Source organism: Agrococcus sp. UYP10 (assembly GCF_040547205.1).
In the GTDB taxonomy this organism is placed as follows: Bacteria; Actinomycetota; Actinomycetes; order Actinomycetales; family Microbacteriaceae; genus Agrococcus; species Agrococcus jenensis.
The window spans coordinates 1,831,611-1,857,151 of the sequence record NZ_JBEPPG010000001.1; the positions used below are offsets into that span (position 1 = coordinate 1,831,611).

Annotated in this window: 20 protein-coding genes, 1 tRNA gene and 1 pseudogene; 12 read left to right on the top strand and 10 right to left on the bottom strand. The window is 71.0% G+C overall.

Annotated elements, in window-relative coordinates; translation table 11 throughout:
- Positions 1–53: 53 nt before the first annotated feature.
- On the top strand, positions 54–1,457 hold the full coding sequence (locus tag ABIB37_RS09050; protein ID WP_354259461.1) for an aldehyde dehydrogenase family protein: 1,404 nt from the start codon (positions 54–56) through the stop codon (positions 1,455–1,457).
- A 51-nt stretch (positions 1,458–1,508) separates the two neighbouring features.
- Here ABIB37_RS09050 and ABIB37_RS09055 read toward each other — a convergent pair whose 3' ends face one another.
- Both ABIB37_RS09055 and ABIB37_RS09060 read right to left on the bottom strand, forming a co-directional pair.
- Positions 1,509–3,572, bottom strand: a complete 2,064-nt coding sequence (locus tag ABIB37_RS09055) for a primary-amine oxidase (RefSeq protein WP_354259464.1) — start codon at positions 3,570–3,572, stop codon at positions 1,509–1,511.
- 62 nt (positions 3,573–3,634) lie between these two features.
- On the bottom strand, positions 3,635–4,654 hold the full coding sequence (locus tag ABIB37_RS09060) for an AraC-like ligand-binding domain-containing protein (RefSeq protein WP_354259467.1): 1,020 nt from the start codon (positions 4,652–4,654) through the stop codon (positions 3,635–3,637).
- 145 nt (positions 4,655–4,799) lie between these two features.
- Between ABIB37_RS09060 and ABIB37_RS09065 the strand changes: the two genes are divergently transcribed.
- Complete coding sequence (locus ABIB37_RS09065; protein ID WP_354259470.1) at positions 4,800–6,305, top strand: APC family permease; 1,506 nt, start codon at positions 4,800–4,802, stop codon at positions 6,303–6,305.
- Between the two features lie 54 nt (positions 6,306–6,359).
- Here ABIB37_RS09065 and ABIB37_RS09070 read toward each other — a convergent pair whose 3' ends face one another.
- From ABIB37_RS09070 to ABIB37_RS09080, 3 genes are all read right to left on the bottom strand, one after another.
- Positions 6,360–7,112 carry a TSUP family transporter gene (locus ABIB37_RS09070; RefSeq protein ID WP_354259473.1) on the bottom strand — a complete coding sequence of 251 codons (753 nt, stop codon included), beginning with the start codon at positions 7,110–7,112 and terminating at the stop codon, positions 6,360–6,362.
- A 2-nt stretch (positions 7,113–7,114) separates the two neighbouring features.
- Positions 7,115–7,846: an IclR family transcriptional regulator gene (locus ABIB37_RS09075; RefSeq protein WP_123695925.1), complete on the bottom strand. Its 732-nt coding sequence runs from the start codon at positions 7,844–7,846 to the stop codon at positions 7,115–7,117.
- A 75-nt stretch (positions 7,847–7,921) separates the two neighbouring features.
- Positions 7,922–8,371, bottom strand: coding sequence for a helix-turn-helix domain-containing protein (locus ABIB37_RS09080; RefSeq protein WP_354259476.1), 450 nt, complete (start codon positions 8,369–8,371; stop codon positions 7,922–7,924).
- A 28-nt stretch (positions 8,372–8,399) separates the two neighbouring features.
- Here ABIB37_RS09080 and ABIB37_RS09085 point away from each other — a divergent pair, with 28 nt between their 5' ends.
- Complete coding sequence (locus tag ABIB37_RS09085) at positions 8,400–9,329, top strand: NAD(P)/FAD-dependent oxidoreductase (RefSeq protein WP_354259479.1); 930 nt, start codon at positions 8,400–8,402, stop codon at positions 9,327–9,329.
- A 53-nt stretch (positions 9,330–9,382) separates the two neighbouring features.
- Here the strand turns inward: ABIB37_RS09085 and ABIB37_RS09090 are convergent, their stop codons facing one another.
- Together ABIB37_RS09090 and ABIB37_RS09095 are read right to left on the bottom strand one after the other, a co-directional pair.
- Positions 9,383–10,144 (bottom strand): sulfite exporter TauE/SafE family protein, encoded by a 762-nt coding sequence (locus ABIB37_RS09090; protein ID WP_354259482.1) that lies wholly within the window; start codon positions 10,142–10,144, stop codon positions 9,383–9,385.
- 31 nt (positions 10,145–10,175) lie between these two features.
- Entirely contained in the window at positions 10,176–10,808 is a 633-nt protein-coding gene (locus ABIB37_RS09095) for an MBL fold metallo-hydrolase (RefSeq protein ID WP_354259485.1), read from the bottom strand.
- Between the two features lie 73 nt (positions 10,809–10,881).
- Between ABIB37_RS09095 and ABIB37_RS09100 the strand changes: the two genes are divergently transcribed.
- The 3 genes from ABIB37_RS09100 to ABIB37_RS09110 all read left to right on the top strand — a co-directional run bounded on the left by ABIB37_RS09100 (position 10,882) and on the right by ABIB37_RS09110 (position 15,515).
- Entirely contained in the window at positions 10,882–11,772 is an 891-nt protein-coding gene (locus tag ABIB37_RS09100; protein WP_354259487.1) for a diacylglycerol/lipid kinase family protein, read from the top strand.
- A gap of 460 nt (positions 11,773–12,232) precedes the next feature.
- Positions 12,233–12,305: transfer RNA gene (locus ABIB37_RS09105), tRNA-Glu, on the top strand.
- A gap of 201 nt (positions 12,306–12,506) precedes the next feature.
- On the top strand, positions 12,507–15,515 hold the full coding sequence (locus ABIB37_RS09110) for a hypothetical protein (protein WP_354259489.1): 3,009 nt from the start codon (positions 12,507–12,509) through the stop codon (positions 15,513–15,515).
- 68 nt (positions 15,516–15,583) lie between these two features.
- Here the strand turns inward: ABIB37_RS09110 and ABIB37_RS09115 are convergent, their stop codons facing one another.
- Positions 15,584–17,476 (bottom strand): FAD-binding monooxygenase, encoded by a 1,893-nt coding sequence (locus tag ABIB37_RS09115; RefSeq protein ID WP_354259492.1) that lies wholly within the window; start codon positions 17,474–17,476, stop codon positions 15,584–15,586.
- Positions 17,477–17,679: 203 nt separating this feature from the next.
- Between ABIB37_RS09115 and ABIB37_RS09120 the strand changes: the two genes are divergently transcribed.
- Entirely contained in the window at positions 17,680–18,135 is a 456-nt protein-coding gene (locus ABIB37_RS09120) for a TFIIB-type zinc ribbon-containing protein (RefSeq protein ID WP_354259495.1), read from the top strand.
- Between the two features lie 13 nt (positions 18,136–18,148).
- On the opposite strand, the gene ABIB37_RS09125 is transcribed toward ABIB37_RS09120, so the two are convergent.
- Positions 18,149–19,135 carry a malate dehydrogenase gene (locus ABIB37_RS09125; protein WP_354259498.1) on the bottom strand — a complete coding sequence of 329 codons (987 nt, stop codon included), beginning with the start codon at positions 19,133–19,135 and terminating at the stop codon, positions 18,149–18,151.
- A 62-nt stretch (positions 19,136–19,197) separates the two neighbouring features.
- Positions 19,198–20,214 carry a magnesium and cobalt transport protein CorA gene (locus ABIB37_RS09130; RefSeq protein ID WP_354259500.1) on the bottom strand — a complete coding sequence of 339 codons (1,017 nt, stop codon included), beginning with the start codon at positions 20,212–20,214 and terminating at the stop codon, positions 19,198–19,200.
- A gap of 137 nt (positions 20,215–20,351) precedes the next feature.
- On the opposite strand from ABIB37_RS09130, the gene leuC reads away from it, so the two are divergent.
- From leuC to ABIB37_RS09155, 5 genes and pseudogenes are all read left to right on the top strand, one after another.
- Positions 20,352–21,809 carry a 3-isopropylmalate dehydratase large subunit gene (gene leuC / locus ABIB37_RS09135; RefSeq protein ID WP_354259503.1) on the top strand — a complete coding sequence of 486 codons (1,458 nt, stop codon included), beginning with the start codon at positions 20,352–20,354 and terminating at the stop codon, positions 21,807–21,809.
- Between the two features lies 1 nt (position 21,810).
- Positions 21,811–22,419, top strand: a complete 609-nt coding sequence (gene leuD / locus ABIB37_RS09140; protein ID WP_123695913.1) for a 3-isopropylmalate dehydratase small subunit — start codon at positions 21,811–21,813, stop codon at positions 22,417–22,419.
- A 41-nt stretch (positions 22,420–22,460) separates the two neighbouring features.
- Complete coding sequence (gene murA / locus ABIB37_RS09145) at positions 22,461–23,777, top strand: UDP-N-acetylglucosamine 1-carboxyvinyltransferase (protein WP_123698353.1); 1,317 nt, start codon at positions 22,461–22,463, stop codon at positions 23,775–23,777.
- Complete coding sequence (locus ABIB37_RS09150) at positions 23,777–24,553, top strand: lysophospholipid acyltransferase family protein (protein WP_123695912.1); 777 nt, start codon at positions 23,777–23,779, stop codon at positions 24,551–24,553. Before murA ends, ABIB37_RS09150 begins: the two co-directional genes overlap by 1 nt.
- A gap of 7 nt (positions 24,554–24,560) precedes the next feature.
- Positions 24,561–25,541 (top strand): annotated as a pseudogene (locus tag ABIB37_RS09155) (NAD(P)H-dependent glycerol-3-phosphate dehydrogenase); the annotation flags it as partial.

Here is a 25,541-nt window from a genome sequence, read left to right on the forward strand (position 1 = left end):
GGAGCGCGGCGGAGGGGAGCCCCATGCCGGACGTCATGGAAGGACGAGGGACCGTGGAGACGTACGAGAGCCTGCTGGCAGCGGTCAGCGTGGAGCACGGCACGCCGGTGATCGACCCGGCGACGGGGCAGGCGTTCGCGCACGCCCCGCGCGCGACGCTCGACGACCTCGAGCAGGCCATCCTGGCCGCGCGCGCAGCGCAGCCCGAGTGGGCCGCCCGCACCGACGAGGAGCGCCGTGCCGCGCTCTCCGCCGCGGCGGACGAGGTCGAGGCGAGCGCCGAGGCGCTCGCGCAGCTCATCGCGCGCGAGCAGGGCAAGCCGCTGAGCGGCCCCGGCGCGCGCTTCGAGGTGGGCGCGGTCGTCGGCTGGCTGCGCGCCACGATCGCCACGCCGCTCGAGCCGGAGGTCGTCGTCGACGACGGGCAGGCCAAAGCGACCGTCTACTACCGCCCGATCGGCCTGGTCGGCGCGATCGGCCCGTGGAACTGGCCCGCGATGATCGCGACCTGGCAGTTCGCGCCGGCGCTGCGGATGGGCAACGGCGTCGTCATGAAGCCGAGCGAGTACACGCCGCTCAGCGTGCTCGCCACCGCGCACCTCGTGAACCGCCACCTGCCCGAGGGCCTCTTCACCGTGCTCGCGGGCGACCGCGAGCTGGGCGAGGCGATCGGCAGCCACCCCGCGTTCGGCAAGGTGACGTTCACCGGCTCGGCGCGGACGGGGCAGGCGATCATGCGCGCATCCGCCGACAACCTGACGCGGCTCACGCTCGAGCTGGGCGGCAACGACCCCGGCATCGTGCTGCCCGACGTCGACCCGAAGGCGATCGCCGAGGGGCTCTTCTGGGGCGCCTTCATCAACACCGGCCAGACGTGCGCGGCGCTCAAGCGCCTCTACGTGCACGAGGACGTCTACGACGACGTCGTGCAGGAGCTCGCGGCCATCGCCGGCGCGATGCCCATGGGTCCGGGCACCGACGAGCAGAACGTGCTCGGTCCGCTCACGACCGAGCAGCAGTTCGGTGTCGTCGACCGGCTCGTCGAGGACGCGAAGGCGCGCGGCGGCCGGGTCGTGCTCGGCGGCGATCCCGACCGGGATGCTGCCGGCTGGTTCTACCCCGCGACGCTCATCGACGGCCTCGACGACGACGCCGACCTGGTGCGCGAGGAGCAGTTCGGGCCGGCGCTGCCGATCCTCAAGTACGCCGACGTCGACGACGCGATCGAGCGCGCGAACCGCGGCGACGCCGGGCTGGGCGCGAGCGTGTGGTCGTCCGATCCCGAGCGCGCCCGCGAGGTCGCGGCGCGCATCCAGGCGGGCTCCGTCTGGATCAACTCGCACGGCACCATCCACCCCATGGCGCCGTTCGGCGGCGTGAAGGGCTCCGGCTACGGCCTCGAGTTCGGCGTCGAGGGCCTCAAGGCGATGGGCGTGCCGCAGGTCATCCACGGCTGACGGGCAGCACGGCGAAGGGCCCCCGCGGCGCGGGGGCCCTTTTCCGTGGGGTCAGCGGATGGCGACGTGCTCCTCGCCGTCGTGGCCGTGGTGCCCCTCGTGGCCGCCGCGCTCGTCGCCGCCGCTGTCGTGGCTGGCCCCGTGGCCGTGCTCATGGCCGCCGTGCTCGTGCGCGCACTCGTCCATCGCATCCGGCACGTCGAGCGCCGGGTTGCGGTCGAGGAAGCCGTAGGGCTTCACCCAGAAGCCCGTGAGGTCGACCGGCATGATCGGCCAGTCCTCGGGCCGGGGGATGTGCGTGAGCCCGAACGCGTGCCAGACGACGAGGTCGGCGCCGTCGACGTCGCCGCCGGCCGTGACCGACGCCGGGAGTCCCGCGCCGCCCGCGTGCTGGTTCGGGTAGCGACCGGCCGGGTAGAGGTCGTCGTCCTGCTGCGACGTCACCCAGAGGTGCTTCGTCGCGAAGGTCGCGCGGGCGGCGACCGTCGAGCCCGGGTCCGCCATGAGCGTCGCGCGCGCCTCGGGGATGAGCTGGTACTCGGTGGGCCGGCCGACGGCGTTCGTGCGGCTCGACGACCCGATGTGCCAGGTGCGACCGAGCGACCCGTTGCCGGAGACGCCCGACGCCTCGCGGACGCGATCGCGCCGGTGCCCGAAGGCGTTGCCCCACGGGTTCGCGTCGCCCATCGGGATCCGCACGAGGTCGACCTGGTCGACGTAGTTGTCGGTGCCGTCGACGTCGAAGTCGAGCCGCGCGCAGAAGATGTGCTGGTGGATCGGCGCGTACAGCGCCGGCGCGATCTCGGTCGCGTGCGGCAGGTCGAGCCCGGGCAGGTCTGCGCCGCAGAAGACGATGCCGGTCGCCTTCGCCTCGAACTGGATCGACCCGTCGAGGTAGAGGTACCAGAAGAAGCCGTAGTCGTAGTTGCCGACGGTCGCGAAGTACGAGATGACGAGCCGGCGCGATCGGCGCCCGTGCACGGTCTCGCCGTCGAGCTCGCGGTGCTTCCAGAGGATGCCGGCGTCCTCCTCGTGCATGCACACCGCGCGGGGGATGGTGATCGCCTCACCGGTGTCGGCGGCGAGGTGCGCGTCGAAGTAGTGGATGGCGCCGAGGCAGTCGCAGCCGAGCGAGAGCGCGTTCGCGTTCTTGCCGAGGTTGTACTCGCCGGCGTCGAAGTAGCTGATCCAGCGCCGCGTCTCGGTCGTGTCGCCGTAGGGCACGACCATCTCCGGCACGCTCGCGCGGTGCAGCACCGGGCGCAGCTCGTCGCCGTCCTGCCAGCCCAGCTGGTGGAGCACGAGGCCCTCGCGCATCGAGAAGCCGACCCGGAACCGCCACTGCTCCCAGATCACCTCCGACCCGTCGACCGAGAAGCTCGGGCCCTCCGGCATCGTGATCTCCAGCGGCTTGAGCGATGTGCGCCGCTCGCCGACCGACGCGTCGTCGTAGTTCGCGTCGAGCACCGGCAGCGGCACCTGGCGCTCGTCGACGAGCTTCACGACCCGCTGACCCGTCACGTCGACCATGAGCACGAGGCCCTCGACCGGGAACGACCACGGGTTGTCGCCCTCGTTCGGCGGCATGAAGGTGAGCGAGCGCATCATGCGCTTGCCGACCTCGTCGACCTCGCCGAACTGGCCGGGCGCGAGCGGCACGACGAGCGCGCGATCCAGGTCGTGCAGGCCGCGCGCCTCCATCGCCCGCCGCCAGCCGGCATCCGCCTTGACGACCGCGTCGACGAGCTCGTACTCCTCGAACAGGTAGGGCGGCTGGCCGTAGGGGTGCTCGGCGGTCGGCAGCACCTCGACCGACTCGACGCGGTCGTCGTCGAGCGCGACCACCGCCTCCCGCACGCGGCCGGATGCGGTGTCGAGCAGCGTCGAGAGCACGCGACGGCCGAGCGGCACGCCGGGGCGCCAGGCGGCGACCGCCGCCTTCGCCGGGTCGAGCAGCACCTGCAGCGGGAACCGCGTGTCGGGCAGCAGCTCGCCCGCGGCCTCGAGCGCGGCGCGCACGCGGTCGATCTCGCTCGGCGTCAGGCCGTCGAGCGGATGCGTCGCCTCGAGCACGTGCGAGTCGCGGGCGCCGTGGGTGTGGGTGGCGTCGGGCATGGGACCTCCTCGTCCAGCGTGCTCCTCACGCTAGGCGCGGCCGAGGTCCGGGCGGTTGCCCCTCAGCGCAGGCTGCTTGCGAGGCGATGCTCGTCGGCGGGTGCGGGCGCGGGTGCGGGCGCCGACGCGGGCTCGAGCGAGGTCGACGCGCGGTACTCGCTCGGGCTCTGCCCGAAGGTGGTGCGGAAGAGGCGCGAGAAGTGGGCGGGGTTGACGAGCCCCCAGCGCGCGGCGATGCGGGCGATCGGCTGGTCGGCGATCGAGGCGTCGGCGAGGTCGCGCCGGATGTGCTCGAGCCTGCGCTCGCGGATCCAGCCGGCGACGGTGATGCCGTGCTCGGCGAAGACGGCGTGCAGGTGCCGGGTGGAGATGTAGTGGGCCGCGGCGATCGCTGCGGGGGAGAGCGACGGGTCGTCGAGCATGCGGTCGATCGTGGCGAGCAGCTCGTGCAGCAGCTGCCGGCGCGGGTCGCGCTGCACGCCCTGCTGCAGCTGCGTCGAGACGAGCGTCATGAGCAGGTCGAGGCCCGTGCGCGCGAGGCGCTGGCCGTTCGCGCCCGGCAGCTCCGAGAGGCTGTGGGCGAGCCCGACGAGGAACGGGTTGACGACGCGGCCGAGCGGCGACTCGAGTGCGAAGGCCGTCGCGGTGACGGCCGCGAGCTCGTCGCGGGGGATGTCGAGGTAGCCGTGCGGGAACGTGAAGACGAGCAGGCTCGTGGGCCCGTCGAACCGCAGCGCGTAGGGGCGCGAGGTGTCGTAGATGGCGAGGTCGCCGGCGTGCAGGAGCGCGACGCGGCCGTCCTGCTCGATGAGCTCCTCGCCCTCGAGCTGGAGGCTCACCTTGATGAGGTCGGACGGGCTCCGGCGCACGAGCTTCGGCGTGCGCGCCACGACGCTCGGCGCGTGCTCGATGCGGAACACCGACACCTCGCCGACGTCGATCCGGCTGCTGCGCGCCCAGAACGGCGCGTCGCCGAGCGGATGCACGTCGAGGGGCACGAAGCTCGTCGCCACCTCGCGGCGCCACGCCGCGATGCCGTGGGTCGGACCCTCGAGCGGGGGGAAGTCGAAGTTGCCTGCCACCGTGCCTCCTGCCGCCGCGCCGGTGCGGTCGTCGCCAGGATAGCCGCCGCGGCGATCGTGCGCGGTGCGTCAAGCCGGGGGCCCTCGATCGCTACGGGCGAGGACGAGCATCGGATGCAACATCGGTGACAGCAAGGGAGCTGCCATGGCCATCGCATCTCAGGAGACCGGCGCTACGGAGCGCTCGCGCACCGCCCTCGGCGGCGGCGTCGGGCGTCTCGGCGTGCCCGCGATCGTCTTCATGATCATCGCGGCGTCCGCGCCGCTCACCGTCGTCGCGGGCGGCGTGACGACGAACTACGCCGTCTCGGGCATCACGGGTGTGCCGCTCGGCATGCTGCTGCTCGCCGCGGGGCTGCTGATCTACGCGGCCGGCTACGTCGCCATGAGCCGGCACGTGCGCAATGCAGGCGCCTTCTACGCCTACATCGCTCGCGGCCTCGGGCCGGAGGCGGGGGTCGGCAGCGCGTGGACGGCGCTCGTGGCGTACAACGCCATGCAGATCGGCATCTACGGCATGCTCGGCTTCGCGACCTCGAGCTTCGTCGCGGCCAAGACCGGCGTCGAGGTCCCGTGGTGGGTCTTCGTGCTCGTCGCCATCGCGCTCATCGCGGTGCTCGGTGTGAACCGGGTAGACGTCTCGGTGAAGGTGGTCGGCGTGCTCGTCGCCCTCGAGTTCCTCGTCGTGATCGTCTACGACCTGCTCGCCCTCGGCACGGCTCCCGAGGGCATCTCGGCCGCCGGCTTCCTGCCGGGCGACCTCTTCGCGACGGGCATCGGCGTCGTGCTCGTCATGGGCATCGCCGCCTTCATGGGCTTCGAGTCGGGAGCCATCTACACGGAGGAGGCGCGCGACCCCGCGCGCACGGTGCCGCGCGCGACCTACGCGGCGGTCATCGTCATCGGCCTCTTCTACGCCTTCAGCGCGTGGGCGATGCAGATGAGCAGCGGCCCGAGCGCCGTCGTCGCGAACGCGCAGGCGAACGGTCCCGACCTGCTCTTCGTCGAGCTGGGCGACCGCGCCGGCACGCTCGTGGCCGACATCGGCCAGGTGCTCTTCATCTCGAGCCTGCTCGCCGCGCTCATCTCGTTCCACCACGCCGTCGCCCGCTACGCCTTCGCGCTCGGGCGCGAGCACATGCTGCCCCGCGCCTTCGGTCGCGCGAACGGCCGCGGCGCGCCCGCGCTCGGCTCGATGGCGCAGTCGGTGCTCGCGGCCGTCATCGTGATCGCCTTCGCGATCGCGGGCACCGGCAGCGAGCTCGGCCCGCTCTACCCGGTGCTCACCCTCTTCACCTGGCTGACGAACCTCGGCGCGCTCGGGCTCATCGTGCTCATGGCGGTCGTCTCGGCGGCGGTCATCGGCTTCTTCGCTCGCGACCGCCGCGACACGACGACCTGGTCGCGGCTCATCGCGCCGGCGATCGCGGCGGTCTTCTTCGCGACGGTGACGGTGCTGACGCTCTCGAACTGGAACCTGCTGCTGGGCCAGGAGTCGTCGACGCCGCTCACGTTCGTGCTCCCGGGGCTGCTCGTCGTCGCCGCGGTGGTCGGGGTGGCGATCGCGCTCCACGCGCGGCACCGGCGGCCGGAGGCGTTCGAGTCCATCGGCACGGGCGTCATGCCCGCGGTGCGCACGGACGCCCGCTGACGCGGGCTCTGGCTGGCGCGGGCGCCGGCTGGCGCTCGCGCCGGACGAGCCGCGTCAGCCGGCGAGGCCCATCGCGCCCGTCACGATGAGGGCGCCGCCGCCGAGCACCGACAGGCCGATGATGGCGGCGCGCACGACGGTGCGGTTCACGAGGTGGGCGAGGCGGTTGCCGAGCAGCACGCCGGCCACGACCGGCACCGCGAGCACGAGCCATGCCCAGAGCGGCCAGTCCGGCGAGCCGTCGGGCGCGACGAAGGGCCGCACGACGACGATCGCGCCGCTCACGAGCACCCAGAACGGCTGCATCGTGGCGACGAACGTGCGGTCCTGCCAGCCGGAGACGAGCGAGTAGACGCCGACGGCAGGCGCGCCCATGCCGACGCTCGCGTTGAGCACGCCGATCGCGGTGCCGGTGGCGACGCGCAGCACCGGCCCGTCGTGGGTGCGGGCCGCGCTCGTGAACGCGACGCTGATGACGACGCCGGCGATCGCGATGACACCGACGACGACGCGCAGCAGGTCGGTGTCGAGCCCCTTCGCGAGCAGCAGCCCCGGCACCATGAGCGCGACCGCGGGGATCGCGATCCACAGCAGCCGCCGCCAGTCGACGTCGCGCCAGACCTGGGGGAGGATCACGAGGCACGCGATGGCGCCGTAGAGGTTCACGACGAGCACGGCCGCGAGCGGGCCCGCGACGAGGGCGATCGCGGGCGTGACGACGAGCCCCCAGCCCATCCCGATCATCCGCTGGCCGACGGCGCCGATGAGCACCGCGACGAGCGCGACGACGAACGAGACGAGGTCCACGCTCAGCGCAGGTCGGCGGCGATCGCGGCGGCCGTCGCCACCACGGCGCGCCCGAGCGCGTCGGTGTCCGGCTGGCCGACGGTCACGACGGCGACGGAGGCATCCGTCGACCGGCGGTCGCGGATGGGGGCGCCCACCGAGGTGATGCCCTGGATCACCTCGTTGGCGCTCACCGCCCAGCCGCGCGAGCGCACCGAGGCGACCTCGGGGTGCATCGGCTCGTCGTGCCCGAGCTCGCGCCAGACGGCGTCGTCGAGCATCGCCTGGATCGCGATGCCGGGCGCGCCGAGCGCGATGGGGTGGCGGTGGCCGGGGTGCTGGGCGACGGATGCGTTCACCCCGCGCGGCACGGCCGTCACGAGCGTGACGGCGTCGTCGCCGTCGCGCACCGTCAGGAACGCGGTCATGCCCAGCTCGTCGGCGAGCTGCTGCAGGTGGGGGAGGGACGCCGACTGCAGGTCGTGCTCGACGTCGCGCGCGAGCACGACGAGCTGCGGTCCGAGCGAGAGCAGGCCGCCGGCGCGCACGACGAGCCGATGCTCCTCGAGCGTGCGGACGAGCCGGTAGGCCACCGAGCGGTGCACGCCCAGCAGATCGGCGAGCGACTGGATCGTCTGGCTGCCGTGATCCGCGAGCAGCGCGAGGGCGGTCAGGCCGCGGGAGAGCGTCTGGGAGCCGCTCGTGTCACCCGCGCCGCCGGCGCCCTTCGCGGGGGTTGTGCGGGGCTCGGGCATCGTCGCTCGCTTCCGTGTCGCTCCCGCTCGTCATCGCACGTGCCGAGCGCGTGTCGCAAGCATAGAACAGGGCGTTCAGATAGCGGCTCGTTCGCGTCGGGCGCGAGCGTGCACCCGCGGCGAGTGCGCGATCGGCTGCGGCTCCGCGGTGATGAGCTCACGGAAGCCGGGGCACTGCGCGAAGTCGCTGTGCTCGCACGACTGCAGGTGGCGGACGACCGCGAGCGCCGCCTCGAGCTCCGCCTGCCGCTGCTCGAGCGCGGCCACCTGATCGGCGAGCATCGCGTGCCGCTCGGCTGCGCTCGAGGTGGCGAGCACGGCGCGGATGGCGGCGAGCGACATCCCCGCGTCCTGGCCGCGCAGGATGGTGCCGATGCGCATCCGCGCCGCGTCGTCGTAGCGCCGCTTGCCGCCGACGCGCGTCGTCGGCGCCAGCACGCCCTCCGACTCCCAGTGCCGCAGCACGTGCGGCTCGAGCCCGAACTCGCTCGCGAGCTCGCCGATCGACAGCAGACTTGACCTCATGTCGACATGAAGTCACATCCTGGTGCACATGGCAACTCCTGACACCGAGCTCCTCGACTGCATCGTCCTCGGCGGCGGCCCCGCCGGGCTGCAGGCCGCCCTCACCCTCGCGCGGGTGCACCGCACCGTCGCGCTCGTCGACGAGGGGCCGGGGCGCAACGCCGCCGCGGCCCACATGCAGAACGTCGTCACGCACGACGGCACACCGCCCGCCGAGTTCCGCGCAATCGCGCGCGAGCAGCTCGGCGCCTACGGCACGGCATCAGGCGGCACGGTGCAGCTCGTGGACGGCGCTGTGGTGGACGCCCGCGCGACCGACGACGAGGTGCGCGTCGAGCTCGCGGACGGCGCTCGGCTGCGGGCCCGCCACCTGATCCTCGCGACCGGCGTCGCCGACCTGCCGCTGCCGCTGCCGGGGCTCGCTCGGCACTGGGGCGGGCAGGTTGCGCACTGCCCCTTCTGCCACGGCCACGAGCTGGGCGAGCGGGTGATCGTGCTGGGCGGTGAGCCGCAGCGCGAGCACCCGCTGCGGATGATGGCGGGCGTCGCCGAGCACCTCACGTGGCTGACCGACGGTGTGCCGCTCGACCGCGAGGTCGTCGCCGGGCTCGAGCCGCTCGGCATCGCGGTCGACGCGCGCCGCGCGGTCGGCGTGGAGGAGCGGGACGGGCGGCTCGTCGGCATCCGGCTCGAGGACGGCGACGTGCTGCCGTGCGACGGCGTGCTGACCGGCGGCGCGTGGGTGCAGCGCTCGGCGCTGCCGGCGACGCTCGGATGCGCGATGCTGCCGGACGGCGCGATCGAGGTCGACGAGGTGGGCGCCACGAGCGTGCCGCGGGTCTTCGCCGCGGGCGACGCCGCGCACCGGGCGACCGCCGGCCCCGGCCACTCGGTCATCGCGAGCGCTGCCGCCGGGCAGATGGCCGCGCTCGGCGTCGTGCGGGCGCTGATCGCGTAGCCCGGGGACGGGCCGACGGCGCCGGCGCCGGGTGGGCTCGGCGCCGGCCGCCGTCAGGAGGCCGCGAGGAGCCCGGCGACGCCGCTCGCGATGACGGCGGCGCCGCCGGCGAGCGACAGCACGACGATCGTGACGCGCGCCGCGCGCTCGGGCACGAGGTGGGCGATCCGGTGCGCGAGCAGGGTGCCGAGGGCGGCGGCCGCCGACGCCCCGAGCCACGCCCACCACGGCCACTCGGGGAACCCCTGCGGCACGAGCAGCTCGCGCCCGGCGAGCGTCGAGAGGTTGAGCACGACCCAGAACGGCTGCATCGTCGCGGCCATCGTGCGCGGCGTCCAGCGGCTGACGAGCGCGTACGCGCCGACCGGCGGCGCGCCGACGCCCACCGCCGCGTTGAGCCCGCCGATGGCGAGCCCGGCGGTGATGCGCGTCGCCGGGCCGTCGAGCGTGTGCCGGGAGCGGGTGAAGGCGAGCGACAGCAGCAGGCCCGCGATCGTGACGACGCCGACGGCGATGCGCAGCGCATCCGCCGGCACCGTGCGCGCGAGCAGCAGCCCCGCGACGCTCGCGGGGATCGCCGGCAGCACGAGCCAGGCGAGGCGGCGCCAGTCGACGTCGCGCCAGACGCCCGGCAGCATGAGCGCGCAGCCGACGGTCGCGAAGATGCAGTTGAGCGGCACGGCCGCGATGGGGCCGGCGACCATCACCGAGACCGGGCCCATGATGAGGCCGAACCCGAGGCCGATGACGCGCTGGGCGACGGTCGCGGTGAGCAGCGCTGCGGCGTAGAGCAGCAGCGTGACGGGGTCGATCATGCGGGCGCCGCCCCTGGGAGCGGGTGCGGCACTAGACCTCGATCGAGTCGCCGGGCTCCAGTCGGTGGTGCTCGCCGCCGCCCTCCTGCACGGCGGCCTCGATGCGGCCGTGGGCCATGCCGAGGCCCATGGGCGAGAGCGGCGCGTCGTGCACGGCGAAGGTCGCGCGCGGGGCGACCTCGGTGACGAAGTCGATCACGTCGCCGATCTTCAGCCACGGGGCGCCCGCCGGCGTCGCGAGCACGGCGACCGGCACGTCGGGCGTCGCGTAGGAGTCGCCCGGGTAGTAGAAGCGCTCGTTCACGAGCACGCCGAGGTTGTCGACGAGCGGGATGGTGCGGTGGATCTCGGCGTGCGTGCCGCCGAAGAAGCGCAGCCGGAACGGGCCGGCCGTCACGCGCTCGCCCGCCTCGACCACGGTGATGTCGAAGCCCTCGGCCGCGGCGGCGACGCCGGCGGGCGCGAAGATGCGCGCCGACGGGTGGGCGGCGCGCAGCGCCTCGAGGTGCGGCACGTCCCAGTGGTCTGCGTGCTCGTGCGTGATCACGATCGCGACCAGGCCACGCGCGACGACCGCACCCGTTTGGTTGCCCGGGTCGATGACGAGCTGCTGCCCTTCCTCGTCGAGGATCATGCAGGCGTGCTCTCGCTTCGTCACTCGCATGCGCTCCACGATATGCGCTCGCGACCGTCGGCGCGCACTCGTATGGCTCCCGCCCGCCCCTAGGCTCTGTCGCGTGCGCATCGTCGTCGCCTCGAACCCCACCGCCCGCTTCGGCCGCAACGGCGCGCTCGGCGCGATCGTCGCGGCACGCATCGCGGATCTCGGCAACGAGGTCGAGCACATCGCCGCGGCCGACTACGCGGGCCAGCTCGAGCAGACGCGCTTCGCGATGATCCGAGCGGATGCCCTCGTCGTCGTGGGCGGCGACGGCATGGTGCACCTCGGGGTCAACATTGTCGGCGGCACGTCGAAGCGGCTGGTCGTGATCCCGGCGGGCAGCGGCAACGACTTCGCGGCGGGCCTCGGGATCGGGTCGCTGCAGGCGGCCCTCGACGGGCTGGAGGCCATGCTCGCGTCCGAGCCCGACCGCGTCGACCTCCTCCGCATCGAGCACCCCGACGGCGTGACCATCGCCGCGGGCGTCGTCTCGGTCGGGTTCGATGCCGACGTCAACGTGCGGTCGTTCCGGTTCACCCGCGTGCCGAGCCGCATCCGCTACCGGGCGTCGATCCTCGCGACGGTGCTGCGGCCGCAGCATCGCACGTTCCGGGTGCGGCTCGACGGGGGAGCGGAGCGCACCTGGCGCACGCTCGTCGCCGCGATCGCGAACAACCGCACCTTCGGCGGCGGCATCCCCATCGCGCCGGACGCGTCGATGCGCGACGGTCGACTCACCGCCGTCTTCGCCGACGAGCTGCGGTACCCGGCGTTCCTCGCGCTGCTCGCGCGGGTGCTGCGCGGCACGCACACGAGCGATCGGCGCGTCACGGTCGTCGACTGCGAGACCGCCGAGATCGCGAGCGACGAGACGGTGATCGTCTGCGCCGACGGCGAGATCGTCGGTCGGCTGCCGGTGCGCTGCAGCGTGATGCCGGGCGCCCTGCAGGTGCACCGCCTGCCCTGAGGCGGCGGGGTCTTCCGTGACCGCCCCCGCCCGTTTGCGGTACCGAAGCGTCGCCTCCGCGGCCCCGAGACGACACCTCGGTACCGCAACCCGGCCGCGTCTCTCGTTTGCGGTACCGAAGTGTCGCCTGCGCGCCCCCGAGACGACACTTTCGTACCGCAACCTGTGCCGACCCGTCGTTTGGGGCACCGAAGTGTCGCCTGTGCGGCCCTGAGGCGACACTTCCGTACCGCAACCCGGGCCGCCCGTCTTTCGCGGCACCGAAATGCCGCCTCCCGGCCTCTTGGCGGCACGTCCGCATGGCAACCCAAGGCCCGCCCATCCGTCCCGGCAACGGCGTGCGCGGACCCGCGCCGACGCGCCCGCAGAGGCACGCGGGGGAGACGCAACCCACCCGATTTGGAACTGCGGCGATCCGTGTGGCACACTATCCAGGTTGCTTTCGCAGGACAGCGACACCGGCCCCATCGTATAGCGGCCTAGTACGCCGCCCTCTCACGGCGGTAACGCGGGTTCGAATCCCGCTGGGGTCACAGTGAGACAGCGCCCCCGGTCATCGACCGGGGGCGCTTCGCTGTTCGGGGCGCGTCGCCCATGGTGTCGACTCGGGCGCTTCCCTGTGCCGTGAGGTCTGCCGCCGTGACCCCTCGGAATCCAGCGTGGGCAGAACAAGCTGGGCCGTTGCGGACGATCCAGCAGTCGCGGACGTGGCCGTGAATGGCCATAATGAGCGCGTGGGACAAGCCCGGGCACAGGCCATCGCGATGGCGTCTGTTGAGTTGTTCGGCACGCTACTGAATGCCGCAGTCAGTGCGGGCTTCGTGAACGTCGTTATGGCTAGCATCCGAACGGACTACCAGCCGAACTTGAAGCAAGTGAGGAGTCGCGTTTCCGCACTCATTAATAACAAGTTCAACGCTCTCAGCGGGCACGATCGTAGTGCACTGGTGGACGCCGCTGAGACGGCGCTGCGATCGCTGAAGATTGATGACGATTTGGTGCGAGCGACTAACAGCGCCTCTCTGTTTCTGGAGCTCGTGCTGACGCGCGTGCGGGAGGCGCTGGGTCCGGTGATGGAGGATGCGGCGACCCGAGATAGCATCGAAAGCATCGTCCGAATAGTGTGCGACTGGATCGCGGCGGAAATCAGGCGAGCGCCTAAGCACTTCGGTTTGCGCTTGGATCAAGCAGTCGACGACATTGACTTGCAACGCGGTGCGCTGGCGCGTCTCACCGCCAACCATGAGGCGGTTGAGCATGAGCTGAAGTCGCACGCCGCGCGACTGGCAGGCGCAGAAGATGCGGTAGCCATGCTCGATCCGTTCTTGATGCTGAGCTTCGTCAGCCCGACGTCACTGTTCGTCGCTGCCGTGGACCACCGCGCGTTGCCGGCCTGCTTCGTAGGCCGCAGCGACGATCTATCGGAACTCTCGCGCGCCGTTTCAGCCTGTGGCATGGCTTTGGTCGCGGGCCCGGAGTTGTCTGGTCGCTTCGAGCTGGCGCGTCAGTGGAGTATGCGCGAGCGGTCGCTCAATACGACGTACGCCGTGACGTATTCATCGTCCGATCAACTCAGCACGGCGGTTCGCGCACTGGCACAGAGTCGGGGCGTCAATCCGTACGGAGACATCGCATCTGTGGTCGGCAGATTGTTGCGGGCGCAGCCCGAGCTCACGCTCATCGTATGCGATCTCGATCGGTCCGACTTGATCGAACGACTAGCAGCAGCTTGCGAGCCCGATGCTGGTGTGCTCCTGCTAACCACCGGAAGGGCAGTAGGCGATGAATACGACGCGGCCCTGCACCTCCCGGCGTTGGAAGAGGAGTCAATCCTGGAACTCTTGGCCGCAGAGTTGCCGGACTTCGACGTGTCGGTTCTTGACCCGCTGGCGAAGATTCTCAGGGGTCTCCCGGAGACGGCTCGTGTGGCAGCCGCGCTCGTGCGCCGGGCTGGGTCGGCGGGAGATGCGTCACTGCGAGCCATCCTGGCAGACCCCGCTCTCGTGCTCGGTGTGCCGCTAGAACGATCCGTATCCAATCGTACGCAGAATGCGGTGTGGGCACGTGTTCTGGATGAATTTCGACAAAGCGCCGCATTCGACGGCAGGCTACTCCTTGCATCGCTCCATGTCATGCAGGGCCGGGTCTTGGATGTGCAGTTAATGGGTGTGGCCGGGTTGTTGACGGCTGCGACTTTTGAAGCCGTCCCGGACGCGTTCGGCGATACGTTTGCGCATGCAAAGCAGAGCCTGCAAAGCCTGGATCTCATCGACGTTGCAAGCGGGATGGTCAGCGCGTCGAGACTTCTTACCGCCTATTGCTGGCGCGAGTTGAACCCTCAAGAGCAGCGTCGCGTGGTGAGAGCATGCTTGGGAAGCGCCAAGACCGCTGCAAGCCTCGGCCGCTACTCGAGAGAGATCGTTTACTACTACTGCGCCGCCTGGTTGCAAACAAGCGAAACGGACGAATATCGTGACATCGACCGTGCGAGCTTCGACGATGCGGTAGTGCAACTGGCCAATCTTATGAATGAACTGGACCTGCGCGAGAGTGCGGTGGGCTTGCTCGGTAGACTCTTCGCTTTGCAGGGAGATGACGGTAGCGGTGCGGCATGGTCCACCGGGGTGCGTATCGGCCACATGCTTTTTGCCGTCGATACGGTCACTCGCAGTCGGGAGTACGTCAATAGCCTCGAGCGGCAATACGCTGATGTCGAGGTCGATCTTGACCCTGAAGAACAGTGCTCGTATTGGTCGCTAGTCGCGAAGAGTCGTTGGGAGGCGGGCGACCTGGTTGGCGTGCGCTCAGCCGCGGCGAGCGGGCTCGCCTTGCTTGATCAGCTTGAAGATGCCTCGACGTCGCTTCCCGCGAGCGCTCTACTGCGGGTCGGGGCTTGGGCAGAAATCTCACTGGGAGACGTTCCGGTCGGACTCGACATGCTCGAACGTGGCTTCGCCATTCTCGCGGCCCTGGGCGGAGCGCCGTCGCTGGAGGAATATGTCAGCCAAACCCAGACTTTCCTGTTTGAGCGTGAGGTAAACGACTGGTTGAACTGGAGAGATCGACCGATCGCTGTCAAGTATGAGAGACCAGCAATTTCGGATGTTATCGGAGTGAATAGCAAGTGGATATCGGTCGCCGCTGCTCGGTCGGTCGGAGACCTCCCTGCGGCAGAAAAGCTGCTTGCGGATGGCTTACCAGAGATCTTCGACTCCAACGAGGAACTCATCTACGGAATTAGTCCGTTCTACCAAGCTGTGTGGCATGCGGAGCGACTCGTTCACCGCGCCGGGATCGCGATTGAAAGCGAGTCGACGCCACCTCGGCTCGCACTCCTTTTGCTAAAGAGCGAACTCTCGGAGGGCGTTGCTCGACTTGAGCGGCTTCCGGCGCAAGAGCGAGAGATGAAGCGAGCACTCGGTTGGCGGAACGCGCTATGGATTCAGATGGCTGGCCTCTGTCGACTCGTTGGTGACCCTCGGGGCGCCGTGACGTTCGCCAGGGGTGCGCTGGAGTCTGACGCAGTGCTTTACGGCGAGGACCATGCCGAATATGCGAACGATGCGATAATGTTGGCGCTCTCTCTAATCGAGACTGCTGCCGAACGGCATGATCCTTCGGTGGGAGAGGCGAAGAAACTCATTGAGGTCGCGGCGAGAATCTTCTCGACGCCCGGTCCTCAGCAGCATGCGACTCACGCGCGTACCGCTGCCGGGATGCTGCAGAAACTCGAGCTTGACTGAGACGCCGACGCCGAGCGCTATGTCGAGGAAGGGCGATCTCGATCCGTCTCGATAAACTCGGTGAAGCCCTATCGAAGGGCGGTCAGCGCCCCGCGGAAGAACGCCGCCAGCTCGTCCGTCGCCGCGAGCGGCAGCACGTGCGCGACGTACTGGTCGGGCCGCACGACCACGACGGCGCCGTCGCGCGAGATGCCGCGCACGTCGAAGATGTCGTCGTCGGGGAGCGTCGCGTAGACGTTCTCGAGGTTCATGAGCTCGAACGGTCCGACGATCGGCTTGAACGCCTCCGGCACGTCGTTGAGGTCGATGTCGTGGTGGCCCTGCTGGTAGATCGCCCGCACGTCGAAGAGCGCGCTCGTGTCGCGGCCCGCGGGCGTGTGCACGGCGATGGGCGACTGCGGGTCGTGCGCGAGCCACTCAGCCCACGCGGCGAGCGCCGAGCCCTGACCGGGGGCAGCGCTGTCGGCGAAGGCGTAGATGCGCCAGCGGCCGTCCGCTTGGTGGAAGTGGCCGATGTGCACCGGGTTCGTGTCGCACACCTTGACGCCGCGCGCCGACTTGAAGCGCTTGCCGATCGGGAAGCCGGTCGCGAGCTCCTGGTGCTCGGGGCTGCCGACGATCATCGACGGCTCGTACTGCGTCATGAAGCCGGCCGGGAACTCCGCCGTGCGCGTGTAGAACTCGGCGACCTCCTGCGGGCTGCCGAGCTCGCTCACCGGCTTCGCCATGAGCGTCGACCACTCCTTGTCGAAGTCGATGAGCGCCTGCGCGACCACCTGCCGCTCGAGCGAGTAGGTGTCGAGCAGCGACTCGGGCGCGCGGCCGTCGAGCACGTGGCCGAGCTTCCAGCCGATGTTGAAGCCGTCCTGCATCGACACGTTCATGCCCTGGCCGGCCTTCGCGCTGTGCGTGTGGCACGCGTCGCCGGCGATGAAGACGCGCGGGGTCCGGGTGCCGCGCTCGTCGGCGAGCACGTCGTCGAAGCGGTCGGTGAGCCGGTGACCCACCTCGTAGACGCTGCTCCACGCCACGTTCCGCACGTCGAGCGTGTACGGCGCGATGATCGCGTTCGCCTTGGCGATGATCTGCTCGACCGTGGTCTTGCGCACGGCGCCGCGGTCGTCCTCTGGCACCTCGCCGAGGTCGACGTACATGCGGAAGAGGTAGCCGCCCTCCCGGGGGATGAGCAGGATGTTGCCGCCCGACGCCGACTGGATCGCGCACTTCGTGCGGATGTCGGGGAAGTCCGTCACCGCGAGCACGTCCATGACGCCCCACGCGTGGTTCGCCGACTGGCCCGCGAGCGTGCAGCCGATCGCTGAGCGCACCGCGCTGCGGGCGCCGTCCGCGCCGACGACGTACTTGGCGCGGATGATCCGCTCCTCGTCCTTCCGGTCGCCGGAGGTGTGGGAGAGGGTCACGACAACGGGGAACTCGCCCTCGTCGGTCACCTCGAGGGTCTTGAACTCGTAGCCGTAGTCGGGCTCGACGCGGCCGGGGGCGAACCGCGCCGCCTCGGCGAAGTAGTCGAGCACGCGCGCCTGGTTGACGATGAGGTGCGGGAACTCGCTGATGCCCGCGGGGTCGTCGTCGGGCGTCGCACCGCGGACGATGCGCGACGGGTCCTCGGGGTCGGGGCCCCAGAAGGCCATCTCGGTGATCCGGTACGCCTCCGCGGTGATGTGCTCGGCGAAGCCGAACGCCTGGAAGGTCTCGACGCTGCGTGCCTGGATGCCGTCGGCCTGCCCGATCGCGAGCCGCTCGGGTCGGCGCTCGATGATGCGCACGTTGACGTCGGGGAACTGCGCGACCTGCGCGGCGGTGATCATGCCGGCGGGCCCCGTCCCGACGATGAGCACGTCGACCTCGTCGGGGAGCGTCGTCGGCCGGTCGAGGCCGATGCCTGCGGCGGGCTGCATGCGCGGGTCGGTGGACACGTATCCGTGGTGGTGGAACTGCACGGCAGCTGCCTCACTTCTCTGTGGGACGTCGGACGACATCGTCTCGTAGCGTTCTATATCTGAACACCGGCTTCAACTACTGAGTACGAGCATAGGGTGCGCCTCGGATGCGGACAAGCACGGGCTTGCGGCGGCACGCGGCAGGCACTGGGCTCGGCCACAGGCGGATGCGTCAGGCTCGTCGCGTCTGGAAGGAGACGCCCATGCAGTGCCCGAACGACGCAGCGACCCTGGTGATGAGCGAGCGGAGCGGCATCGAGATCGACTACTGCCCGGAGTGCCGAGGCATCTGGCTCGACCGCGGTGAGCTCGACAAGATCATCGAGCGCGCCGAGCAGCAGCAGCCGGACTACGCCCAGCAGCCCTCCGCCGGTCAGCAGCAGCCCTACGGCCAGGGCCACGGCCAGCAGCAGGGCCACGGGCACCAGTCGTATGGACACCAGCAGCCGTATGGGCAGCAGAGTGGCGGCCAGCAGCCCTACGGCCAGCAGCCGTACGGCCAGCAGCCCGGCCAGCAGTCCGGCTCGAGCGACGCCGTCGGCAAGCTCGCCGACAAGGCCCTCCGCATGGTGCAGGAGCGCTCCAACGGGCAGCGCGGGCGCTACGACCAGCAGCAGCGCCGCAGCCGCGGCGGCTGGCTCGGCGACATCCTCGGCTGATCGCGAGAGGCGCTCAGCCCAGCAGGCCGAGCGCCCGCACCTGCGTCCGCTCGTCGTCGAGCTCGGCGACGGATGCGCGCACCTGCGCCTCGACGTCGGGGTCGAGCTCGAGGCCCTCGACGATCGTCCAGTCGCCGTCGGCGGTCGTGACCGGGAATGACGACACGAGCCCCTTGGGCACGCCGTACTCGCCGCGCGAGATGACCGACATCGAGGTCCAGTCGCCATCGGCCGTGCCGCGTGCCCAGTCGCGCACGTGGTCGATCGTGGCCGCCGCCGCGGACGCGGCCGACGAGGCGCCGCGCGCCTCGATGATCGCCGCGCCGCGGTTGGCGACGGTCGGCACGAACTCGCCCTTCACCCACTCGCGCTCGACGAGGTCCACCGCCGGCTCGCCGCCGACGGTCGCGTGCGTGATGTCAGGCACCTGCGTCGCCGAGTGATTGCCCCACACGATCATCCGCCGCACGTCGGCGACCGGCGCGCCGGTCTTCGCGGCGAGCTGCGCGATCGCGCGGTTGTGATCGAGCCGGGTGAGCGCCGAGAAGCGCTCGCGCGGGATGTCGGGGGCGGCCGCCGCGGCGATGAGCGCGTTCGTGTTGGCCGGGTTGCCCGTCACGGTGATGCGGATGCGGTCGCTCGCGCCGTCCTGGATCGCGCGGCCCTGGGCGGCGAAGATCGCCCCGTTCGCGGCGAGCAGGTCGGACCGCTCCATGCCCTTCGCGCGGGGCCGGGCGCCGACGAGCAGCGCGTGGTCGGCGCCCTCGAAGGCGACCGACGCATCCGACGTCGTGTCGACCGACGCGAGCAGCGGGAAGGCGGCGTCCTGCAGCTCCATGACGACGCCCTCGAGCGCCGCCATCGCCTGCGGCACCTCGAGGATGCGCAGCCGCACGGGCTGGCCGTGGCCGAGCATGTCGCCGGCGGCGATGCGGAACAGCAGCTGGTAGCCGATCTGGCCGGCACCGCCGGTGACGGCGATCGTGAGGGGAGCGGTCATGCGACCATCGTGCACCTCCGAGCCCAGGCGCGGCCAGTGCGTCTGCCCGCGGCCAGTGCGGCCTACAACCAGCGGCGCCGCCTGAAGACGAGGTACAGCACCCCCGCGAAGGCGAGCATGAGGACGATCGCGAACGGGTAGCCGAGCAGCCAGTGCAGCTCGGGCATGTGGGTGAAGTTCATGCCGTAGATGCCGGCGATGAGCGTCGGCGCGAAGAGGATCGCGGCCCACGACGTGACCTTCTTCGTCTGGTCGTTCTGCTCGATCTGGTGCTCGGTCATCGAGCGCAGCTCGTCGTTCTGCCGCTCGGCGACGCGCGCGGAGGCGAGCTGCAGCATGCTCGCGAGCAGGTCGCGGTCGCCGCTCAGCCGGGTCGCGGTGCGCCGGGCGTGGTCGTCGACGTCGCGGAGGTGGCGCCGCAGCTCGAGCTGGTCGTCGCCGACGCGCGCGGCGACCCGCGAGACGACGTCGCTCATCGGATCCGCGGCGCGCTGCAGCGTCAGCACCCGGCGCATCGCGCGGTAGATCTCGACGGTCGGCGGGTGCTCCTCGCCGAAGAAGATGTCCTCGACGCCCTCGATCTGCCCGTGCACGGCCATCGCCAGCCGCTCGTGGGCGTCGGCGATGTCGTCGAGGATCGCGTAGAGCACGGTGCGGGGCGCGAGCTCGAGCGGCGCGATGCCGCGCTCGAAGCGCTCGCGCACGCGGGTGGGGGCGTCGTCGCCGTGCCACGAGACCGTGACGATGCACCGCTCGCTCAGGATCGCGTGCACCTCGCGGCCGACGAACTCGTCATCGTCACCGTCGCCCCGCGCCTCGACCCGGTGCACGACGCAGTACTCGGTGTCGCCGTAGGGCTCGAGCTTCGGCCGCTGCCCGCGCGAGATGACGTCCTCGACGAGCAGGTGGTGCAGGTCGAGCTCGTCGGCCACCTGCCGCAGCTCCGCCTCCGTCGGGTCGACGAGGTCGACCCACGCGAACCCGCCTCGCTCCGCGGCGGTCTCGAACACCCGGTCGAACGGCACGGGATCGGCCACGCGGGCGCCGTCCGCCCAGACGGATGCGTCGGCGATGGGCATGGGAGCACTGTACGTCGCGCAGGCCGCCGGGAATGCGGCGCCGTGCCGAGGGTGTTCGCCGTCAGGGGAGCGGATCGCACCCACGCGTAGACTCGGGAGATGGCCGGTCGCGGTCGACAAGTGCTGGGGAGACGGAAATGGGCAGGACGCTCGCAGAGAAGGTGTGGGACGACCACGTCGTCGTCAAGGGTGCCGACGGCACACCCGACCTCATCTACATCGACCTCCACCTCGTCCACGAGGTGACGAGCCCGCAGGCCTTCGACGGCCTCCGCCAGGCGGGCCGCGGCCTCCGGCGCACCGACCTCACCGTGGCGACCGAGGACCACAACACGCCGACGCTCGAGATCGACAAGCCCATCCAGGACCCGACGAGCCGCAAGCAGATCGAGACGCTGCGCCACAACGCCGCGGAGTTCGGCGTGCGCATCCACTCGCTCGGCGACAAGGAGCAGGGCATCGTGCACCTCGTGGGCCCGCAGCTCGGGCTCACGCTCCCCGGCGTCACGGTCGTGTGCGGCGACTCGCACACGTCGACCCACGGCGCGTTCGGCGCGATGGCGTTCGGCATCGGCACGAGCGAGGTCGAGCACGTCATGGCGACGCAGACGCTCCCGCTCAAGCCCTTCAAGACGATGGCGATCAACGTCGAGGGCACCCTGCGCCCCGGCGTCACGGCGAAGGACATCATCCTCGCCGTGATCGCGAAGATCGGCACCGGCGGCGGCGCCGGCTACGTCTTCGAGTACCGCGGCAGCGCCATCCGCGCCCTCTCGATCGAGGGCCGCATGACGATCTGCAACATGTCCATCGAGGCCGGCGCCCGCGCCGGCATGGTTGCACCCGACGAGACGACCTTCGCCTACGTCAAGGACAAGCCGCACGCGCCGAAGGGCGCCGACTGGGATGCCGCGCTCGAGTACTGGCGCACGCTCCCGACCGACGACGACGCGGTCTTCGACAACGAGATCACGATCGACGCCGACCTGCTCGAGCCCTTCGTCACCTGGGGCACGAACCCCGGCCAGGGCGCGTCGCTCTCGGGCGTGGTGCCCGACCCGGCGTCGTTCGAGGACCCCAACGACCGCGCCGCCGCCGAGCGCGCGCTCGAGTACATGGACCTCGCTCCCGGCACGAAGCTCAAGGAGATCCCGGTCGACACCGTCTTCATCGGCTCGTGCACGAACTCGCGCATGGAGGACCTCACGGCGGCCGCCGACATCATCCGCGGCCAGAAGAAGGCGGATGGCGTGCGCGTCATGGTCGTGCCGGGCTCGGCCAGGGTGCGCCTCGAGGCGGAGGCCGCCGGGCTCGACAAGGTGTTCAAGGACTTCGGCGCCGAGTGGCGCTTCGCCGGCTGCTCGATGTGCCTCGGCATGAACCCCGACCAGCTCGCCCCCGGTGAGCGCTGCGCGTCGACCTCGAACCGCAACTTCGAGGGCCGCCAGGGCAAGGGCGGCCGCACGCATCTCGTGTCGCCGCTCGTCGCGGCGGCGACCGCGATCCGCGGCACGCTGTCGAGCCCCTGGGATCTGCAGGCACAGAGCCAGAACACGCAGGACACCCAGCACGGCCAGCAGACCGAGGAGGCCTGACATGGACAAGATCCGTACGCTGACCGGGCCGATCATCCCGCTCGAGCGATCGAACGTCGACACCGACCAGATCATCCCCGCGGTGTTCCTCAAGCGCGTCACGAAGACGGGCTACGACGACGCCCTCTTCCACTCGTGGCGCCAGGACCCGACGTTCGTGCTCAACCAGGAGCCCTACCGCCACGGCGGCGTGCTCGTCGTCGGCCACGACTTCGGCACCGGCTCGAGCCGCGAGCACGCCGTCTGGGCGCTGCGCGACTTCGGCATCACCGCCGTGCTCGGCCCGCGCTTCGGCGAGATCTTCCGCGGCAACGCGGGCAAGCAGGGGCTGCTGGTCGGGCAGATCTCCGAGAGCGCCATGGAGGCGCTCTGGGCGGTCGCGAAGGCGAACCCGGGCGAGCCCGTGACCGTCGACCTCGAGGCGCGCACCGCGACCGCGGGTGGCGTCACGCACGACTTCCAGATCGATGACTACACTCGCTGGCGCCTGCTCGAGGGCCTCGACGACATCGCCCTGACCCTCCGAGACGAGGACGCGATCACCGCGTTCGAAGCCAACCGACCGGCGTGGATGCCCACGACGCAGCCCGTCAGGGAAGGAACAGCGTGAACCTGACCGAGTTCTCGAAGAATGCCGGCGCAGCCGTCGGCATGAACGTCGACCGCATCACCGTGCGCGGCGGCAAGCCGCTCAACGGCCGCATCCAGATGAAGGGCGCGAAGAACCTCGTCACCAAGGCGATGGTCGCTGCGCTCCTGGGCGAGACGCCGAGCGAGCTGCGCAGCGTGCCCGAGATCAGCGACGTGCGCGTCGTGCAGGGGCTGCTCGAGCTGCACGGTGTCACCGTCGTGCGCGACGGAGACACGCTCACGCTGGACCCCGCGAACGTCCGCACGGCGCACGAGACGTCGATCAACGCGCACGCCGGCTCCAGCCGCATCCCGATCCTCTTCTGCGGGCCGCTGCTGCACCAGCTCGGCGAGGCGTTCATTCCCGACCTCGGCGGCTGCCACATCGGCGACCGCCCGATCGACTTCCACCTCGAGGTGCTGCGCAACTTCGGCGCCGTCGTCGAGAAGCTGCCGAGCGGCATCCGCATGTCGGCCCCGAACGGCCTGCACGGCGCGAAGATCGAGCTGCCCTACCCGTCGGTCGGCGCGACCGAGCAGGTGCTGCTGGGCGCCGTGCGCGCGAAGGGCCGCACCGAGCTCAAGAACGCCGCGGTCGAGCCAGAGATCATGGACCTCATCGCGATCCTGCAGAAGATGGGCGCCGAGATCCAGGTCGACACCGACCGCACGATCCGCGTCGAGGGCGTCGACCGCCTCTACGGCTACAGCCACACGGCGCTCTTCGACCGCAACGAGGCAGCCTCGTGGGCGTGCGCGGCGCTCGCGACCGGCGGCGACATCTTCCTCGAGGGCGCGCGCCAGCCCGAGATGACGACGTTCCTCAACGTCTACCGCAAGGCCGGCGGCCGCTTCGACATCCAGGATGACGGCATCCGCTTCTGGCACCCGGGCGGCGACCTCAAGCCGGTCGTGGTCGAGACGGATGTGCACCCCGGCTTCATGACCGACTGGCAGCAGCCGCTCGTGGTCGCCCTCGCGAAGGCGAACGGCATCTCGATCGTGCACGAGACGGTCTACGAGCAGCGCTTCGGCTTCACGGAGGCGCTCGTCGAGATGGGTGCGCGCATCCAGATCCACACCGACTGCCTCGGCAGCCACGCGTGCCGCTTCGGCGCGCGCAACTACCAGCACTCGGCCGTCATCGCGGGGCCGGTGCAGCTGCACGGCGCCGACGTCGTGGTGCCCGACCTGCGCGGCGGCTTCAGCCACCTCGTGGCCGCGCTCACCGCCGAGGGCACGAGCCGCATCTCGAACGTCGGGATCATCGCCCGCGGCTACGAGCGCTTCATCGAGAAGCTCGAGACGTTGGGCGCCGACTTCGACGTGGAGGGCTGATGGCGCTGCCCGGCAAGCCGCCGAGCGCGGAGCGGGTGCCGGTCTACCGCGGCCTCGCCGCGCTCGTGCTGCCTGCCGTCGCGGGCATGGCGAAGCTCGAGATCCGGGGGCATGAGCACGTGCCGGCGAAGGGCGCCTTCGTGCTCTCGCCGAACCACTACAGCGAGATCGACCCGATCATCATGGCCGTGGCGATCTACAAGTCGGGTCGCATCCCGCGCTTCATGGCCAAGGCGAGCCTGTTCAAGATCCCCGTGGTCGGACGCATCCTCGCGGCCGCCGGGCAGATCCCCGTCGAGCGCGCGGGTCGCGCAGCGCAGGGAGCGCCGATGGAGGCCGCGCGGCAGGTCGTGCGCGACGAGCTCGGCGTGATCATCTACCCCGAGGGGTCGCTCACTCGCGATCCGGGGCTGTGGCCGATGCGGGGCAAGACCGGCGCGGTGCGCATGGCGCTCGAGGCAGGCGTGCCGCTCATCCCGGCGGCGCACTGGGGCACGCAGCACCTGATGCCGCGCTACGGGAAGACGATCCATCCCTTCCCCCGCAAGCGCATCGAGATCCTCTTCGGCCCGCCGATCGACCTGAGCGACTTCGCCGGGCGCACCGACCAGGCCGCGATGAACGAGGCGACCGACCGGCTCATGGCCGCGATCGCCGCCCTGCTGGGCGAGCTGCGCGGCGAGGTGCCGCCGCCCGAGCGGTGGAACCCGTCGGCAGCCGGGCAATCGGAGATCGGGCGCTTCGAGGACGGCGACGACGGGCTGCCACGTGGCTGACGTCGCGGTGCTGGGTGCCGGCAGCTGGGGCACCACCTTCGCGAAGACCCTCGCCGACGGCGGCGCCGACACGGTGCTGTGGGCGCGTAGGCCGGAGGCGGCGCGCGAGATCGACGAGTCGCGCCGCAACACCCGCTACCTGCCCGGCATCACGCTGCCCGCGTCGCTGCACGCGACGAGCGACATCCGCGCCGCGCTCGAAGGCGCATCCCAGGTCTACCTCGCCGTGCCGAGCCAGCAGCTGCGCCAGCTGCTGCGCGAGCACGGCGACGCGATCGAGGCCGGCGCACCGGTCGTGAGCCTCATGAAGGGCGTCGAGGCGGGCACGCGGCTGCGCATGAGCGAGGTCATCGCCCAGGAGCTGCGCATCGATCCCGAGCGGATCGCGGTCGTCTCCGGCCCGAACCTCGCGCTCGAGATCGCGCAGGAGCAGCCCACGGCCGCCGTCGTCTCGTCGACGAGTCCGACGACGGCCCGCGACGTCGCGAAGCGCGCGCGCAACGACTACTTCCACTCCTTCATCAACACCGACGTCATCGGCACCGAGTTCGGCGGCGTGCTGAAGAACCTCGTCGCGCTCGCGATCGGCATCGTCGACGGCGTCGGCTACGGCGAGAACACGAAGGCGTCGATCATCACGCGCGGGCTGGCGGAGCTCACCGACTTCGCGGTGGCGCACGGCGCCGAGCGCGAGACGCTGCGCGGCCTCGCGGGCCTCGGCGACCTCATCGCGACGTGCGGGTCGCCGCTCTCGCGCAACTTCACCGCCGGCCGGCTGCTCGGCATGGGCTACTCGCGCACCGACGTGATCGCGCGCATGGAGCAGGTGGCCGAGGGGCTCGCATCCGTCGACCCGGTCGCCGAGCTGGCCGCCGCCCGCGGGGTGCGGATGCCGATCCTCGAGCAGGTGCGCCTCGTGCTCGACGGCGCCATGGACCCGCGCGACATCGCGCCGCACCTGACGACCGACGACGAGCCGATCGAGGAG